This is a genomic window from Tenacibaculum sp. Cn5-46 (genome assembly GCF_022347705.1).
Taxonomy (GTDB): Bacteria; Bacteroidota; Bacteroidia; order Flavobacteriales; family Flavobacteriaceae; genus Polaribacter; species Polaribacter aiptasiae.
Window position 1 is genome coordinate 698,078 of sequence record NZ_JAKRGD010000001.1, and the last position, 15,353, is coordinate 713,430.

19 protein-coding genes are annotated in these 15,353 nt (G+C 30.9%); 9 read left to right on the forward strand and 10 right to left on the reverse strand.

The genetic code is table 11. From position 1 onward, the window contains the following. Positions 1–105 precede the first annotated feature (105 nt). A complete protein-coding gene (locus tag MHN29_RS03270; RefSeq protein WP_235272926.1) occupies positions 106–318 on the reverse strand; it encodes a hypothetical protein in 213 nt (70 codons plus the stop codon). Positions 319–483: 165 nt separating this feature from the next. On the opposite strand from MHN29_RS03270, the gene MHN29_RS03275 reads away from it, so the two are divergent. Then, a complete protein-coding gene (locus MHN29_RS03275; protein ID WP_235272925.1) occupies positions 484–840 on the forward strand; it encodes a hypothetical protein in 357 nt (118 codons plus the stop codon). Between the two features lie 48 nt (positions 841–888). Here MHN29_RS03275 and MHN29_RS03280 read toward each other — a convergent pair whose 3' ends face one another. The 8 genes from MHN29_RS03280 to MHN29_RS03315 all read right to left on the reverse strand — a co-directional run bounded on the left by MHN29_RS03280 (position 889) and on the right by MHN29_RS03315 (position 6,538). After that, on the reverse strand, positions 889–1,113 hold the full coding sequence (locus MHN29_RS03280) for a hypothetical protein (RefSeq protein WP_235272923.1): 225 nt from the start codon (positions 1,111–1,113) through the stop codon (positions 889–891). Between the two features lie 123 nt (positions 1,114–1,236). Continuing rightward, positions 1,237–1,491, reverse strand: a complete 255-nt coding sequence (locus tag MHN29_RS03285; protein WP_235272918.1) for a hypothetical protein — start codon at positions 1,489–1,491, stop codon at positions 1,237–1,239. A 403-nt stretch (positions 1,492–1,894) separates the two neighbouring features. Next, complete coding sequence (locus MHN29_RS03290; protein WP_235272917.1) at positions 1,895–2,419, reverse strand: hypothetical protein; 525 nt, start codon at positions 2,417–2,419, stop codon at positions 1,895–1,897. Between the two features lie 132 nt (positions 2,420–2,551). Continuing rightward, positions 2,552–3,463 (reverse strand): glutaminase, encoded by a 912-nt coding sequence (locus MHN29_RS03295; protein ID WP_235272915.1) that lies wholly within the window; start codon positions 3,461–3,463, stop codon positions 2,552–2,554. 68 nt (positions 3,464–3,531) lie between these two features. Further along, positions 3,532–4,122: a CopD family protein gene (locus MHN29_RS03300; protein ID WP_235272912.1), complete on the reverse strand. Its 591-nt coding sequence runs from the start codon at positions 4,120–4,122 to the stop codon at positions 3,532–3,534. A gap of 2 nt (positions 4,123–4,124) precedes the next feature. Further along, positions 4,125–5,144: a ferrochelatase gene (gene hemH / locus MHN29_RS03305; protein ID WP_235272911.1), complete on the reverse strand. Its 1,020-nt coding sequence runs from the start codon at positions 5,142–5,144 to the stop codon at positions 4,125–4,127. Then, positions 5,144–5,650, reverse strand: coding sequence for a TrmH family RNA methyltransferase (locus MHN29_RS03310; protein ID WP_235272910.1), 507 nt, complete (start codon positions 5,648–5,650; stop codon positions 5,144–5,146). The genes hemH and MHN29_RS03310 overlap by 1 nt, the downstream gene beginning before the upstream one ends. Further along, entirely contained in the window at positions 5,651–6,538 is an 888-nt protein-coding gene (locus tag MHN29_RS03315) for a helix-turn-helix transcriptional regulator (protein WP_235272909.1), read from the reverse strand. A 211-nt stretch (positions 6,539–6,749) separates the two neighbouring features. On the opposite strand from MHN29_RS03315, the gene hemA reads away from it, so the two are divergent. From hemA to MHN29_RS03355, 8 genes are all read left to right on the forward strand, one after another. Further along, positions 6,750–8,018 (forward strand): glutamyl-tRNA reductase, encoded by a 1,269-nt coding sequence (hemA, locus tag MHN29_RS03320; protein ID WP_235273655.1) that lies wholly within the window; start codon positions 6,750–6,752, stop codon positions 8,016–8,018. Continuing rightward, on the forward strand, positions 8,002–9,588 hold the full coding sequence (gene hemC, locus MHN29_RS03325) for a hydroxymethylbilane synthase (protein ID WP_235272907.1): 1,587 nt from the start codon (positions 8,002–8,004) through the stop codon (positions 9,586–9,588). The genes hemA and hemC overlap by 17 nt, the downstream gene beginning before the upstream one ends. An 81-nt stretch (positions 9,589–9,669) precedes the next feature. After that, positions 9,670–10,632 (forward strand): porphobilinogen synthase, encoded by a 963-nt coding sequence (gene hemB / locus MHN29_RS03330; protein WP_235272906.1) that lies wholly within the window; start codon positions 9,670–9,672, stop codon positions 10,630–10,632. A gap of 3 nt (positions 10,633–10,635) precedes the next feature. Beyond that, positions 10,636–11,028 (forward strand): VOC family protein, encoded by a 393-nt coding sequence (locus MHN29_RS03335; RefSeq protein WP_235272902.1) that lies wholly within the window; start codon positions 10,636–10,638, stop codon positions 11,026–11,028. 48 nt (positions 11,029–11,076) lie between these two features. After that, a complete protein-coding gene (gene hemL / locus MHN29_RS03340) occupies positions 11,077–12,366 on the forward strand; it encodes a glutamate-1-semialdehyde 2,1-aminomutase (RefSeq protein WP_235272900.1) in 1,290 nt (429 codons plus the stop codon). A gap of 18 nt (positions 12,367–12,384) precedes the next feature. After that, positions 12,385–12,831 (forward strand): protease complex subunit PrcB family protein, encoded by a 447-nt coding sequence (locus MHN29_RS03345; RefSeq protein ID WP_235276237.1) that lies wholly within the window; start codon positions 12,385–12,387, stop codon positions 12,829–12,831. 1 nt (position 12,832) lies between these two features. Further along, positions 12,833–13,858 (forward strand): uroporphyrinogen decarboxylase, encoded by a 1,026-nt coding sequence (gene hemE / locus MHN29_RS03350; protein ID WP_235272896.1) that lies wholly within the window; start codon positions 12,833–12,835, stop codon positions 13,856–13,858. Positions 13,859–13,884: 26 nt separating this feature from the next. Further along, a complete protein-coding gene (locus MHN29_RS03355) occupies positions 13,885–14,502 on the forward strand; it encodes a thioredoxin family protein (protein WP_235272895.1) in 618 nt (205 codons plus the stop codon). A gap of 74 nt (positions 14,503–14,576) precedes the next feature. Here the strand turns inward: MHN29_RS03355 and MHN29_RS03360 are convergent, their stop codons facing one another. Beyond that, positions 14,577–15,350, reverse strand: coding sequence for a C40 family peptidase (locus MHN29_RS03360; RefSeq protein ID WP_235272894.1), 774 nt, complete (start codon positions 15,348–15,350; stop codon positions 14,577–14,579). Between the last annotated feature and the right edge of the window lie 3 nt (positions 15,351–15,353).

Sequence of the window (15,353 nt, forward strand, 5' to 3'; positions counted from 1 at the left end):
GGGTAGTTTATAGCGAATATACTTAAAAGAAAACTATGTTTAATGGTTGTAAAGAATAAAAAAAGCTCTCTGAATAGAGAGCTGATTTAATAAAAGGATGGTGTTTTATCTATGGTTGAAAGTAAAATTTATTGGATTACCATGTCCGTGATGTAGACACCAGAAAGTACCACCTTGAACTACTGAATCCATTGATTCTGCAGTAGCTTCAAATACAGTTCCATCACCACAAGTAACTGAACCGTAGCCTCCACCTTTAATAGATTGTTGCTCTTCTTTGTTTAAAGTTACACCTAAGTTTGAAATATTGTTTATCATAATATGAAAATTTAAGTTTCTCAAATAAAGGTAATTAAGGTGTACGGTTTAGGGTAATTTCATAAGCGTAAGTAAGAAATGTATATTTGAGTATTTTCATTTTTGATAACGGATTTGGTAACGGAAAATAACTAACAAAGTACTATATTGCTAAAAAAAATAAAAATGAAATTTAAAATTGCAATTGTATCGCTTGTACTTTTTTGGGGAGCTTGTAAAATTAATAAAGAAAGAAATTCTTTTAAGGAAGACTATGTTACTTTACATGTTAATAAAAATATAAGTAAACCAGATTTGTTAAGATTAAAGCAAGACTTCAATGAAAAAACAGATATGGATTTAAATTTTGATACTACAGTTTTTAATGAATATGGAAAAATAAAGAGTTTGGGTGTTACTTTTATTACTAAAGATGGAGTAAAAAGGATTATAAATGCTAAAGAAGGATTTAAATCTGTTGGGATTTCAATAGGTGACCAAGTGGATGGCAATGGTTGTTTTAAGGTTTATACAGTTAATTAAATAAATTAGTAAGCAGGTTTTTAAACCTGCTTAGTGAAAACCTGTTTTTTATTTTGGCCCTTCTGGAGTAACTAAGCCAGTTTCCATTGGGCATGGTTGACTTTCAGTATATGAATGATTTGAAACCGCAGTGTCAACAAAAACTGTCCTTGTTCCACAACCTACACCATTTACATAATGAGACCAAGGACCAAATTCAAGTCCACCACCATTAATAGATTGTTGTTCCTTTTTGTTAAGGTTTATACCTAAGTTTGAAATGTTTTTTAACATAGTAATTAAATTTTTAGATTAATATTACTATTCTGTTCTAGAAAGTGAAAAATGTTACCCTGAAAATAAAAATAAAAAGCAAGCTTTTAAGCTTGCTTAGTACGAATAAAGTTTAGAACTTTATTATGGTAATTCAGGAAGCACTAAACCAGTTTCTTTTGGGCATACTTTAGTTTCGGTGTGTGTATTGTTTCCATAGGTAGCACAAGATCCGGTAATTGTAGCAGTTCTTGTTCCGCATCCAACACCATTACTAGTCATAGACCAATCACTATATTCAATAGTTGCGTGAGGGCATTCTTCAAATAATCCACCTTTAATAGATTGTTGTTCTTTTTTGTTAAGAGTTGTTCCTAAGTTTGAAATGTTTTTTAACATAGTAATTAAATTTTATATTAATGTTACTACTATGTTCCAGAAGAGTAAAAGTGTTACCCTAAAATAAGTGAGTTTTTAATTTTCTTTTTATAAAAAAGAAAAGAAGCTGTCCCTCCGGATACTTCTTTTCTAAATTAACTAATCAATCAAACTATTAAAAAAAACTTTTAGTTTATACTTCAAAGATACTAAGGTAATGTGGTTGGATTGTAGTGAATTAGATGAGTGGTGTGAATGTATAGTTGAGGTGCTCAAATGTGTAATTAAAGGAAAAAGAGATATTGTTCAGTTGAGTTAGGTAAGAACTAGTTTGTAATTTGCCAAAATAATGTACAAGGTTGAACTCCTAAATATATACTAATTAGGGGGAGAATATATAGGAGAAAAATGTTAGAAGAAAGATTTATTTTCTAATTAGAAAAACTTTATGAGTGTCTGCTAATTTAGAAAAAGAGTTTATAGATTTAAAATAGCCTAATCGATTATGTCCTTCAATTAAATGATGATTTTTTTTAGTTTTTATATTGGTATTGTCTAGCTCAGGGAAATCTATAGGTTTTATAACTATTGGAGGTGTAGCCCAAGTTTTATTATTTTTCCAATGATTAAGATCTCTAGGGTTTAAATATGAAAAACTCTCAAAACTTTTGTGTTTTGATTTCATATCTACGTAAGAACTGAATTTGTTGAGTATGGTAAGTTTATTAATTTGATTTGTCGTGAGTTCAACTAGACTAAACTTTACCTCATAAAAATTAATCGATGAATAATTTTTAATAGTAAAAGATTGGTTAAAATGAGGGTACATCCATTGTTTTAAGACTTCATCAGGAATATGATTAAAAGCATTGTTTTTCCTAATTCTTATAAGATAGTCTTTAAAAGACTCGTTGGTTAAGCGTTTTAGTTCTAAAAAGGAGTTTGACATCTCATTCTAATTTAAAAATTTGGACTAAAATTAGTTTTGAGAATTGATTAAGTTGAAATAATTAGATAAATCGAATGAATCTATAGATGAATTGAAGGTTTTGTTAATTTGAATAGATATTATTTAGAAAGATTAGAAAATAGATAATTCTGATTTTGTAGTGAACTCTTCAAGAAACTTCATTCCTTTGTAGGAATTTCCTTTAGTGTTTAATTTAGGGCTCCAAACAGCAATGCTATATTTTCCTGGGTGAACTGCTATAATTCCACCGCCAACACCACTTTTCCCAGGTAATCCTACTTTAAAAGAAAACTCTCCAGACTCATCATAAAACCCACAAGTTTGCATTAAGGCATTGATTCTTTTTGATTGACTTTTGGTTAAAATTTGAGAGTTCGTTGTTGTCTTTCCTTCGTTTGCTAAGAATAAAAAGACTTCGGAAAGTTCTTTACAATTCATTTCTAAAGAGCAAAGGTCGAAATAGAAATCAAGAACATCATCAGGATTGTTTTTTATGTTTCCAAAAGATTTAATAAAGTTGCATAAGGCAATGTTTCTAAATCCAACTTCTTTTTCAGAAGTAGCAATTTTACTAGAATAGTTTAATTTAGGATTGTTGCTTATGTTTCTTACAAAATCTAAAAAGTCATTTTTAGGATTATCTAGTATGCTGAGAAGAATGTCTGAAATAACAATAGCGCCAGCATTTATAAATGGATTCCGTGGAATTCCATTATCAGTTTCAAGTTGGACTAAAGAGTTAAAAGCATTACCAGAAGGTTCAACTCCAAGTCGATTCCAGATATCTTCCCCAAGAGTTCGGTAAGCTAAACTTAATGATAAAACTTTGGAAATACTTTGAATAGAAAACTTTTCAGAATAATCTCCAATACCGAAGCTCAAATTATCCAATGCAGATATATGAATCCCAAACTTTTTTGAGTCTACTTTTGCTAATTGAGGTATATAAGTGGCTAATTCACCTTTATTCTCAATGTTACTAGTTTTTTTGTATACTTCTTTGATTACTTCTGTGAAATCCATTAATGAAGATAATTGAAAGGATAGTTGAGTTTTAAAAGTTGGAATTGAAAACTTAACTCTTAGTTATTTTAATTGTTTAATTTTTTGTCTTCGTCAATAAGTTCTTGTTCGTATTTGTCCCAAGATTTTTTAGCTCTAATTTTTTTGTAAAAACGAATTCCCATCATTAGTAAAACACCAAAAAGAATAATACCTACAACTCCCCATACCCAATTAATAGTATCTTTTAGAACAACTAAAAAAACAACAGCAAATAAAATTATGGTTGGAGCTTCATTAAAAATACGAAGCTTGGTAGAGGTGTAGCGTATTTTATCGTTTTGTAGTTCACTATATATTTTATGGCAAAATCCATGATAAAAATATAAAGCTAAAACAAAAGAAAGTTTAATATGCATCCATGGCATCTCTAAATAAATAGGGTTTTTCCAAAGCATCCAAAAAGCAAAAAAACTAGCTAAAAATAAGGATGGCCAAGTGATTATATACCATAAGCGCTTAGACATTAATTTGTATTGAGTTTGTAAGATAGATTTAGCAGGTTCGTCTTTTTTTTCAGCTTCTACGTGGTAAATAAATAAACGACCAATATAGAATAACCCTGCAAACCAAGTTACTACAAAAATAATGTGTAAAGCTTTTACATATAAAAAATCCATAATTAGTTTTTATTAAAATCGTTAATCCATCCAGCTAAAACATCAACCCATTCGTCATTATCATTAATACAAGGGACAGTGTAGAATTCTTCACCGCCAGATTCTAAAAACTCCTCTTTACCTTCCATGGCAATTTCCTCTAAAGTTTCTAAACAATCAGAAACAAAGGCAGGGGTAACAATTGCTAGTTTTTTAATACCGTCTTTTTCGGCTTTATTTACAATAGTTCTATCAGTATATGGTTGTAACCAAGGATCTACTCCTAAACGCGATTGGAATGAAGTTGAAACTTTATTTTCATCTAAATCTAATTCAGATATTACGTTCTTAGTAGTTTGTAAGCACTGATGACGGTAACAGAATTCATGAGCTTTAGATGGAGTATTACAGCAACTACCATCTATTTTACAATGACTTTTTGTGATGTCTGATTTGTATATATGACGCTCTGGAACTCCATGGTAAGAGAATAATATATGATCGTAATCTTTGTCAGATAAGTAATCTTTAATACTGTTAGATAAAGCTTTGATGTATTCTGGTTTGTTATAAAAAGCAGGCACATCAGTAATCTTCATTTGAGGGAAAAACTCCTTACGTAATTCCTCAGCTAACACAACGATTGTTTCAGTAGTTGCCATAGCAAATTGAGGGTAGAGTGGGACTAACATGACTTCGGTAACACCTTTGTCGTGCAATTCTTGTAATCCAGTCTTTAAAGATGGGTTTCCATATCGCATAGCTAATGCTACAGGAAGTTCAGTTTTTGCTTGAACTTTGCTTTGTAGTCTTTCAGATAAAACAATTAGTGGTGAACCTTCTTTCCACCATATTTTTTTATAAGCAGCTGCTGATTTTTTTGGACGAGTATTTAAAATAATACCTTTTACAATAAAAGTACGTAGCCATAATGGAACGTCAATAACGCGTTCATCCATTAAAAATTCACCTAAATATTCTTTTACGTCCTTAGGGTCAGTACTTTTTGGTGAGCCTAAGTTTACAAGTAAAACTCCTTTCATTATATGCTTTTCAGTTGGTTTGTGGTTTCATATAGAGCAATAGCTAAACTATGAATTACATTCATAGAAGAGTTGCGTCCAAACATTGGAATAGCAACAGTTGCATCTACTAAATTTATATTTTCAATTCCGTTTCTTTCGCTTCCTAATAGCAATACTATTTTTTCTTTAGAAGAAAAATCAAAATCTTGAATGTTTACACTTTCGTCCGTGATTTCAATACCTACAATGGTATTTCCTTCTTCTTTTAATTTATTAATAGTTTCTTCAAAGCTGGTATAGTATTCATAGTCAATTTGATTTAATGTATTCCTAGCAGTTTTCTTAACAATTCTATTTTCAACTGTTGGAGAATTTTCATGTAGGAATATTTTTTGAACGCCAAAACTTTCAGAAATACGGAAACACATCCCAATATTTTCAGGTGTCCTTATAGCATCACAAACTATGGTGATGGGAAAACTTTTTTGAGCGTTTTGTATGTCGTAATGTGTTAGTTGTTTCATTTATTCTTTTTGTAAGCTCATTACATATTGTTTTGGGGTGGTGCCAAATTTCTTTTTAAAAGCAGCTATAAAATGGCTAGAAGTACTATATCCAACTTGAATACCAACTTCATTTACATTAAATTGGTTGCTTTCTAAAAGTTTACGAGCATGTTCCATTTTATAATCAAATAAAAAACTATAAACCGTGTCTCCATAAATTTGTTTAAACCCTTCTTTTAACTTCTTTAAGTTCAAACCTACTTCATTGGCTAGATCTTGTAAACTAGGAGGCTCACTCATTTTTGAAATAATAATATCCTTTGCTTTTCTAATCTTTAAAACGTCTCTATCATCAACTAAAAAAGGACAGTATTCATCATTGGTGTTTTCACCATTATCAAAATGAAGACTTAAAAGTTCGTATGTTTTACCTTTAATATAAAGGTTGCGCATAGAGCTTTGGTTTTTGGCTGTTAGAATTTGTTGAAGAACTATTAAAGTGTTTGCTTTTATCTCAGTATTATCATAATACTTTTTGTTTTTGTTGTCGTCACTTAAAAAAGGAATATAACTAGCCTCGTTAGAAAACAACGCGTGAAATTTTTCAATAGATATAATTATTGAAACCAAAGATGTTTTTGGTAGAATTTCTAAGTTGATAGGTAAGTTCTGTTGAGGGTTATATAAGAAAATTGAATGCTTGTCAAGTACATTAAAAGTATAACTATTGTTGTTAAAATGAAACTTGCAATTTCCTTTAACACAGTAATGTAATTGAATGTAAGAGCTGTCAATATCTCTTTTGTATACTTCTGTTTTGTTAGAGTTGTTTTGGAATTTTAATACAAAAAAACCTTTTTCTAAAGAAACTTCTCTAAATGTACTTTCTGCGATGTTTTTTGACATAGATCAAAAGATAAATTAAAAATTTTTATTTAGAATGATTCTAATGTAATCCATCCTTAATAGTTGATTTTATTGCAAAAATACACTTTATCTGTGTTTTAGCATTAATTTTACGATAAAAAACAAATAACGACATTAAAAGTTCTTTTAGCGATACTTTTTTATGAGGAAACTTTATATTTTTGACCCACTTTTTATTGACGAAGACTTAATGGTAGAAGAAAAACATAACAAGAATTTATACAATATAGGAGTTAGCTACAAAAAAGCTGACGCAACTATTAGGGGGAAGTTTAGTGTTTCTAAAGAAAACCAAGTAGCACTTTTAGAGGAAGCTAAGAGTAAAGGTATGAAAGGTATTTTTGTACTTTCAACTTGTAATAGAACAGAAATAACTGGTTTTGCAGATCATCCATTTCAATTAATTGGAATGCTTTGTAAGTATTCAAATGGATCTGTAGAAGAATTTGCTCAAGTATCAAATGTATATAAAAACAAAGAGGCGATTAACCACTTGTTTCGAATGGGAACAGGATTGGATAGTCAAATCTTAGGAGATTATGAAATTGTAGGTCAGTTAAGACAAGCTTTTAAATTAGCTAAAGAAGCTGGTACTACTAATGCATATTTTGAGCGATTGCTAAATCATGTAATGCAAGCAAGTAAGCGTGTTAAAAATGAAACTAGGTTAAGTTCAGGAACAACATCCGTTTCTTACGCAGCTGTTCAATACATGATTAAAAACCTAGAAGACTATAATTCAAAAAATGTTTTAGTTTTTGGATTAGGTAAAATGGGAAAGCATACTTGTAAAAACTTAGCGGAATACACGCAAAATAAAACAGTAAGTTTAATTAATAGAACAGAAGAAAAAGCAATAGCCTTTGTAAAAGAAAATACTTCAATTAGAAATGCGAAGTATGAAAACTTAAATAAGGAGATTGCAAATACTGATGTTTTAATAGTTTCTACAGGAGCTTCAGAAGCAACCATTAAGAAAGAACATATTTTAACAAATAAAGAGTTGTTAATTTTAGATTTGTCTATGCCAGCAAACGTTTCTAAAGAAGTAGCTGAATTAGATAATGTAACATTGGTAAATGTAGATGAGTTATCTAAAATAACTGATGAAACCTTAGCAATTCGTCAACAAGAAATCCCTGTTGCAGAAGCAATTATTGAAACACACAATGAAGAGTTTCAAGAGTGGTTAAATCATAGAAGGTTTACACCGGCAATTAATGCATTAAAGCAATCGTTAAAAACAATTCAACAAGGAGAAATAGCTTTCCACAAGAAAAAAATAAAAGATTTTGATGAAACTCAAGCAGAAGTTATAACATCAAGATTTATCCAAAAAATAACTACACAGTTTGTAAAACACTTAAAGGATGAAGAAACTTCTGTAAATAAAAGTATAGAAGTAATGGCTAAAGTGTTTGGAGCAAATTTAGAAACTATCCATGCAGAAGATAATTAGAATAGGTACACGAGATAGCCAATTGGCTATGTGGCAAGCAAACAAAGTTCGCAAGCAATTAGAAGAGTTAGAGTATAAATGTGAAATAGTTCCAATTAAATCTACTGGAGATTTAGTTTTAGACAAACCTTTATACGAACTAGGAATTACAGGAATATTTACTAAAAATTTAGATATCGCTATGTTAAATGGCGATATTGATATTGCAGTACATTCATTAAAAGATGTTCCAACAGTATTACCACAAGGAATTGTGCAAGCGGCTGTATTAAAAAGAGCAAATTATGCTGATATTTTGGTGTTAAAAGATAATGAAGAGTTTTTTGGACAGCCAAAAGGAATTATAGCAACGGGTAGTTTACGTAGAAAAGCACAATGGTTAAATCGCTATCCAACACATGAAGTAGTAGATTTAAGAGGAAACGTAAATACACGTTTAGAGAAGTTAGCAAACAACGATTGGAATGGAGCTGTTTTCGCAGCAGCAGGATTAGAAAGAATAGGCATAAGACCAAAAGGAGCAATTAGTCTTTCATGGATGATACCAGCACCAGCACAAGGTGCAATTATGATTACAGCTTTAGAAAATGATGATTTCTCTAAAGATGCATGTGAGCAATTGAATCACTATGAAACACAAGTTTGTGTTGGGATAGAAAGAGAGTTTTTAAATAGACTAGAAGGAGGATGTACAGCGCCAATTGGAGCATTAGCTTATATTGATGATAAGACTGAGGAGATCAACTTTAAAGGTATTTTGTTAAGTAGAGATGGTAAGAAAAAGATTTCTGTAAATAAGAAAGGAAAGCTTGGGCGTCATAAATTCTTAGCAAAAGATTGTGCAGACTATGTAATTAATAAAGGAGGGAAAGAATTAATGATGGAAGATATGGGGCTTGAAAAAGAGTTTGCCATATTTTCAACAAAGAAATTATCAGAAATTCAAAAGAAGTTATTGCCAACTTCTATAGCAGTTGAGGATAGCGATTTTATTAAAATTCGTTTTAATAGAATAGCACCTAAAGTTGTTAAAAATGAAATTGAAAATGTAATCATTACAAGTAAAAATGGAGTAGAAGCAATAGCGAACTCATTTACTTCTGATGAATTGAAATTCAAAAATATTTATTGTGTTGGTCGAAGAACAAAAAAGTTAATCGAGCAAAAAATAGGTAAGGTTACACATTCAGAAAGAAATGCAGAGAAGCTAGCATCGTATCTTATAAATGAAATAAAAGGTCAGGAAGTAACATATTTTTGTAGCGACTTAAGATTAGATACATTACCAAGTGTTTTAGCAGAAAACGGAATTACAGTAAATGAAGTAGAAGCTTATAAAACGATGTATAGCCCAGCTAAAGTAGATGAAAAAGTAAACGGAGTATTATTTTATAGTCCATCTACAGTTGAAAGCTACATGGAAGAAAATGCAGCAGATAAAGTGGCTTTTTGTATAGGAGAAAGCACAGCTAAAGAGGCAAGAAAACATTTTGAAAAGGTAGAAGTTGCAAAATTACCTACAGTAGAAAGTGTAATAGAATTGGTGAATTTACACTTTGTAAAAAAATAAATTAAAATGTCATACGAGCGCAGTATAGAGATATTTGTAAAAAAAATCTCAACTGCGCTCTGTTTGAAAATATGATAAACTATGTTTAGAACACGCAGACTAAGAAAAACAGATGGAATCCGAAGATTAGTAAGAGAAAATCAATTATCGGTAAACGATTTTATTTATCCTTTATTTATTGAAGAAGGAGAAGGAATAGAAAAAGAAATTGTTTCTATGCCAGGAATAAAACGTTGGTCTTTAGATACTGTTTCAAAAGAATTAGATGAGGTAGTTGCTTTAAACATACCGGCGGTTATTTTATTTGGTATTCCAACTGAAAAAGATGAGGTAGGAACAGAAACATGGAATGATAACGGAATTATGCAACAAGCTGTTCGTTATATTAAAAAGAATTATCCAGGTTTATACGTAATCACAGATGTGTGCTTTTGTGAATATACTTCTCATGGACATTGTGGTGTTTTGTGTGATAATGATGTTGATAACGATGCTACTTTAGTAAACTTAGCAAAGCAAGTAATATCACATGCAAAAGCTGGAGTAGATATGGTAGCACCTTCAGGAATGATGGACGGAACAATAGCCATGATTAGAGAGAGTTTAGATCAGGCAGGATATCCGAATTTACCAATTATGGGATATTCAGTAAAATATGCATCAGCATTTTATGGGCCATTTAGAGACGCGGCAGATTCTGCACCAAGCTTTGGAGATAGAAGAACTTACCAAATGGATCCAGCAAATAGAGATGAAGGATTACGTGAAGCTACGTTTGATGACGAAGAAGGGGCAGATATTTTAATGGTAAAACCAGCATTATCATATTTAGATATTATTAGAGATTTAAAAGAAAATTTTGATCGTCCAATAGCTTGTTATAATGTAAGTGGAGAATATGCAATGGTAAAAGCAGCTGCAGAAAAAGGATGGATAGATGGAGAAAGAGTAATGATGGAAAGCTTATTATCTATGAAAAGAGCAGGAGCCGATATTATCATTACTTATTTTGCTAAAGAAGCAGCAAGAGTTTTAATGCGATAAAAAATGAAACAATCAATAGTACATATAGCTTTAGTAGTAAGAGATTATGATGAAGCAATTGAGTTTTATACAAAAAAACTTAAATTTACTTTGATTGAAGACACATATCAACCAGAGCAAAATAAAAGATGGGTTGTTGTGGCGCCACCAAATTCAGAAGGAACATCAATCCTGTTAGCAAGAGCATCTAAAGAAGAGCAAAAAAACTTTATAGGAAATCAAACAGGAGGAAGAGTTTTTCTCTTTTTAAACACAGACGATTTTTGGAGAGACTATAAAGATATGATAGCTAAAGGAATTGAGTTTGTTAGAGAGCCTAAAGAAGCTGAATATGGAACGGTAGCAGTATTTAAAGATTTATATGGAAATTTGTGGGATTTGTTAGAATTAAAATAAACAACTCACAGACTAAAAAATAATTTAATTGATAACTAAAGTAGAGTTATGGAATTTAAAAAATCACAAGAATTATATCAACAAGGATTAGTAAATCTAGTAGGAGCAGTAAACTCACCAGTAAGAGCATTTGCTTCAGTAGGAGGGAATCCATTGTTTATTAAAAAAGCAAAAGGAAGTAAAATTATCGATGTAGATGGTAATTCTTATATAGATTTAGTATTGTCTTACGGGCCTATGATATTAGGTCATCGCCATAAAAAAGTACAAAAGGCAATTACAAAAGCTTTAAAAAATGGATATTCATTTGGAGCATCAACTAAAAACGAAATTAAATTAGCAAAGATAGTTTGTGATGCATTTCCAGGAATGGATAAAGTTCGTTTTGTAAACTCAGGAACTGAAGCAGTTTTAAGTGGAATACGTTTAGCAAGAGCTTTTACAGGAAAGGACAAAATTATTAAGTTTTCAGGTTGTTACCATGGGCACCAAGATGCATTATTGGTAGCTGCAGGATCTGGATTAGCGACTTTAAGTTTACCTGGCTCAAAAGGAGTGCCAGAAGGAGCTGTAAAGAATACTTTAATAGCCAATTATAATGATTTAGAAAGTGTAAAAGCGCACTTTGAAGAGCATGATGATATTGCAGGTGTTATTTTAGAACCAGTAGCGGGTAATATGGGAGTTGTAACTCCACAAAATAACTTTTTAAAGGAGTTAAAAGAGTATTTAAAATCAAAAGGAGCCTTATTAATTGTAGATGAGGTAATGACAGGTTTTAGATCTAAGTTTGGAGGAGCACAAGAATTATTTGATGTAGAAGCTGATATTACTTGTTTAGGAAAAGTAATAGGAGGAGGTTTCCCAGTAGGAGCTTACGGAGCACGTAATGAAATTATGGAAATGGTAGCACCTTTAGGAGGAATGTACCAAGCAGGAACATTAAGTGGTAATCCAATTGCTATGGCAGGAGGAATTGCTACTTTAACCGAGTTAAAAAAGCAAAATCCATACGAGAAGTTTAACGAAATAGCTCAAATTATAGAGGTGTTTTTGTTAGAATCAGCAAAAAAATATGGAATAGAAATTACAGTGAATAGGTTTGGATCGATGATCAATCCTTTCTTTACGAATAAAAAAGTAACGAATTTTGATGAAGCACAAACATGTGATACAGAGAAGTTTGCTGTGTTTTTCTGGGAAATGATGAAAAATGGAGTATTTTTACCTCCATCACAGTTTGAAGCATGGTTTTTATCATCAGCTTTATCAGAAAAAGATATAGAAAAGATAGCGAAAGCAATTGATAAATCTATGGAAGCTGTTTCAAAGATGTAAATTAAAATATAGGAGTTTATGAAAACAATGTTCGCAATTTTTTTTAGTATACTATTAGCATCATGCCCTAATAGCAATAAAGAAAATCAAGAAACAATGATAAACTCTTTATATAAAGGAACATTACCAGGAGATAGTTTAGAGAAATTTGAAAAAGAGAATCTTGTAATTAAAACTGAAAAAGATTGGAAATCATTTTTGAAAAAAGCTGAAGTAGCTAATCAAATGAATGATTTGATAGATTTTTCAAAGAGTATAATAGTGGTAGCTATAGATTCTCAAAAAAATACAGGAGGATTTTCAGTAGAAATTTCAAAAATAAAGGAAGAAAAAAGTAAGTTATTGGTAACAATAGAGTCTAAAGGTCCAAAGCCAACGGATATGGTTACTATGGTACTTACACAACCAATACATATAGTAAAAATACCAAAAACAAAGAAAGACATAGTCTTTGTAACAGAATAAAATGATAAAAAACGATTTATTTTTAAGAGCCTTAAAAGGAGAAACTGTTGATCGTCCACCAGTATGGATGATGCGTCAAGCTGGAAGATATTTGCCAGAATTTATGGAGATTAGAAAGAAGTATGATTTCTTTACACGTTGTAGAACTCCAGAATTAGCATCAGAGATTACAGTACAACCTATTCGTAGATATGGAATGGATGCTGCAATTTTATTCTCAGATATTTTGGTAATACCACAAGCAATGAATATTGAAGTGGAAATGAAGCCAGATTTTGGTCCTTATTTACCAAATCCAGTAAGAGATAAAAAAGGTTTAGATAGCGTAATAATTCCTGAAGTTCATGAAGAATTAGGATACGTAATGGATGCAATTAAGGCAACCAAAGAAAAATTAAATGACGAAATTCCTTTAATAGGTTTTGCAGGTTCACCATGGACTATTTTGTGTTATGTAGTACAAGGTCAAGGGTCTAAGAATTTTGATAAAGCAAAGGAGTTTTGTTACACGCAACCAATTTTGGCACACCAATTGCTACAGAAGATAACAGATACCACAATTGCTTATTTAAAAGCTAAGGTACAGGCAGGTGTAAATGCTGTTCAGGTTTTTGATTCTTGGGGAGGAATGTTATCTCCAACAGATTATCAAGAATTTTCATGGCAATACATTAATCAAATAATTGAGGCATTAAAAGATGATGCTCCAGTAATCGCTTTCGGAAAAGGATGTTGGTTTGCGTTAGGAGAAATGGCCAAGTCTAACGCATCAGCATTAGGAGTAGACTGGACATGTTCGGCAAGAAATGCACGTTATTTATCAGGAGGAAATATTACATTACAGGGTAATTTTGATCCATCTAGATTACTATCTCCACCTGCTGAAATTAAAAAAATGGTACACCAAATGATAAATGAGTTTGGTAAAGACAAATATATTGTTAACTTGGGGCACGGAATTTTACCTAATATTCCGCTAGATAATGCAAAGGCATTTATTGATGCGGTAAAGGAGTATAATATTTAAAATTTAATCCCCTTAAATTATTAAAAATGAAGAGATTATTACTGGTTTTAGCGTTGATAGCTGTCTCGAATACTTTTGCACAAAAGAAGATTTATTATAAAGATATTGTTGATGATTGTATTGCAACTTCAAGCAATGATGCAGCATTATTAGACGATATTGTTTACAATTGTATTAGAGATAAGTACATTTCAAACTACGATTTTACTTCTATTGATGGGAAAACAATTAGTACAGATGCAATAAAAAAACCAATTGTATTATTAACAGCAGCTACTTGGTGTGCGCCTTGTTGGGGAGAAATACCAGCTTTAAATAAGTTAGTAGAAAAGTACAGTGATAAAGTAGAATTTATCATGCTTTTTTGGGATAAAGAAGATGGAGTAAAAAGAATGGCAAAAAAATTAGATAAAAGAATCTTCTTAGTGCCTTCTAAAGAAAAATTAGCTGATAGATCAAGTATTAGAGTTGCTGGATTTATTCATAAATTAGATTATCCTTCTGCATATCTAATAACAGGTAAGAAAAGAATTTTAGACTTTAAAAGAGGTGCACTATCTCCAACCAAAGATATGGGGTGGGATGAAGTAAATGCAGCCAACGAAGAAGAATTAGAAGCTTTTATTAAACCAGTAATTAAATAAAAGTTTATTAAAATAATAGTAATAAAAAACTCTTTCTGAAAAGAAAGAGTTTTTTTATGCTTAAAATAAAGAGATTAATTAATTAATCTCTTTATTACTCTAAGTTTATGTGTGTGTTGATGAGTATCTACATTGTAAATACCACTGTGATCTAATTTGTCAATACGAACTTTACCATGAGCGTGAATAATATTATAGTCGTTCATAATAATACCAACATGTGTAATAATACCTTCTTCGTTATCAAAAAAGGCAAGATCTCCAGGTTCACTTTCTTCAATAAAACTTAATACATCTCCTTGTGTTGCTTGTTGTTTAGCATCACGTAAAAGATTATAACCACATAATTTATATACTGTTTGTGTAAAACCTGAACAATCAATTCCAAAAGGGGATTTACCTCCCCATAAATATGGAACATTTAAAAACAAATATGCAGTTTCTATAATAGCAGCTTTTGTTAATTGTTTATTACACACCTTCCCTTCATAAAAATAGGAAGTAGTATTAATGGTTATTTTGTTGTTATTAAACAAAGGAAGTCTAGCTCCCATTGGTATGGTAGTTAAGTTATGACTATCATCAGTAATAAAGTCTATTAATTCACCTGCAAAATGCTTTTTTTCTTGGCATAATAGACTATAGTCTTCATTAGAAATTTCTTCGTATTGTTTGTTATCGATATAGCCTTCATAATCATCAAAGGCTAAACGAATTTTACTCCACTTTTTAGTTTTTTCTAAAACTTCAAAATGTTCACCAAAAACAACCTGATTCACCATTTCTGAAACATCAGTAGGCTCTAGTCGAAGAGGAACAACACTTAAATTACAAATTCCGAAAGACATTAA

Excerpts from the sequence above, each read along its gene's own strand:
- MHN29_RS03295 (WP_235272915.1), bottom strand. The coding sequence starts at position 3,463 with ATGGATTTCACAGAAGTAATCAAAGAAGTATACAAAAAAACTAGTAAC.
- hemH (WP_235272911.1), bottom strand. The coding sequence starts at position 5,144 with ATGAAAGGAGTTTTACTTGTAAACTTAGGCTCACCAAAAAGTACTGAC.
- MHN29_RS03345 (WP_235276237.1), top strand. The coding sequence starts at position 12,385 with ATGAAAACAATGTTCGCAATTTTTTTTAGTATACTATTAGCATCATGC.
- hemA (WP_235273655.1), top strand. The coding sequence starts at position 6,750 with ATGGTAGAAGAAAAACATAACAAGAATTTATACAATATAGGAGTTAGC.
- MHN29_RS03355 (WP_235272895.1), top strand. The coding sequence starts at position 13,885 with ATGAAGAGATTATTACTGGTTTTAGCGTTGATAGCTGTCTCGAATACT.
- MHN29_RS03360 (WP_235272894.1), bottom strand. The coding sequence starts at position 15,350 with ATGTCTTTCGGAATTTGTAATTTAAGTGTTGTTCCTCTTCGACTAGAG.
- MHN29_RS03290 (WP_235272917.1), bottom strand. The coding sequence starts at position 2,419 with ATGTCAAACTCCTTTTTAGAACTAAAACGCTTAACCAACGAGTCTTTT.
- MHN29_RS03335 (WP_235272902.1), top strand. The coding sequence starts at position 10,636 with ATGAAACAATCAATAGTACATATAGCTTTAGTAGTAAGAGATTATGAT.
- MHN29_RS03285 (WP_235272918.1), bottom strand. The coding sequence starts at position 1,491 with ATGTTAAAAAACATTTCAAACTTAGGAACAACTCTTAACAAAAAAGAA.
- MHN29_RS03280 (WP_235272923.1), bottom strand. The coding sequence starts at position 1,113 with ATGTTAAAAAACATTTCAAACTTAGGTATAAACCTTAACAAAAAGGAA.
- hemC (WP_235272907.1), top strand. The coding sequence starts at position 8,002 with ATGCAGAAGATAATTAGAATAGGTACACGAGATAGCCAATTGGCTATG.
- hemE (WP_235272896.1), top strand. The coding sequence starts at position 12,833 with ATGATAAAAAACGATTTATTTTTAAGAGCCTTAAAAGGAGAAACTGTT.
- MHN29_RS03310 (WP_235272910.1), bottom strand. The coding sequence starts at position 5,650 with ATGAAACAACTAACACATTACGACATACAAAACGCTCAAAAAAGTTTT.
- hemB (WP_235272906.1), top strand. The coding sequence starts at position 9,670 with ATGTTTAGAACACGCAGACTAAGAAAAACAGATGGAATCCGAAGATTA.
- MHN29_RS03270 (WP_235272926.1), bottom strand. The coding sequence starts at position 318 with ATGATAAACAATATTTCAAACTTAGGTGTAACTTTAAACAAAGAAGAG.
- MHN29_RS03300 (WP_235272912.1), bottom strand. The coding sequence starts at position 4,122 with ATGGATTTTTTATATGTAAAAGCTTTACACATTATTTTTGTAGTAACT.
- MHN29_RS03315 (WP_235272909.1), bottom strand. The coding sequence starts at position 6,538 with ATGTCAAAAAACATCGCAGAAAGTACATTTAGAGAAGTTTCTTTAGAA.
- MHN29_RS03275 (WP_235272925.1), top strand. The coding sequence starts at position 484 with ATGAAATTTAAAATTGCAATTGTATCGCTTGTACTTTTTTGGGGAGCT.
- hemL (WP_235272900.1), top strand. The coding sequence starts at position 11,077 with ATGGAATTTAAAAAATCACAAGAATTATATCAACAAGGATTAGTAAAT.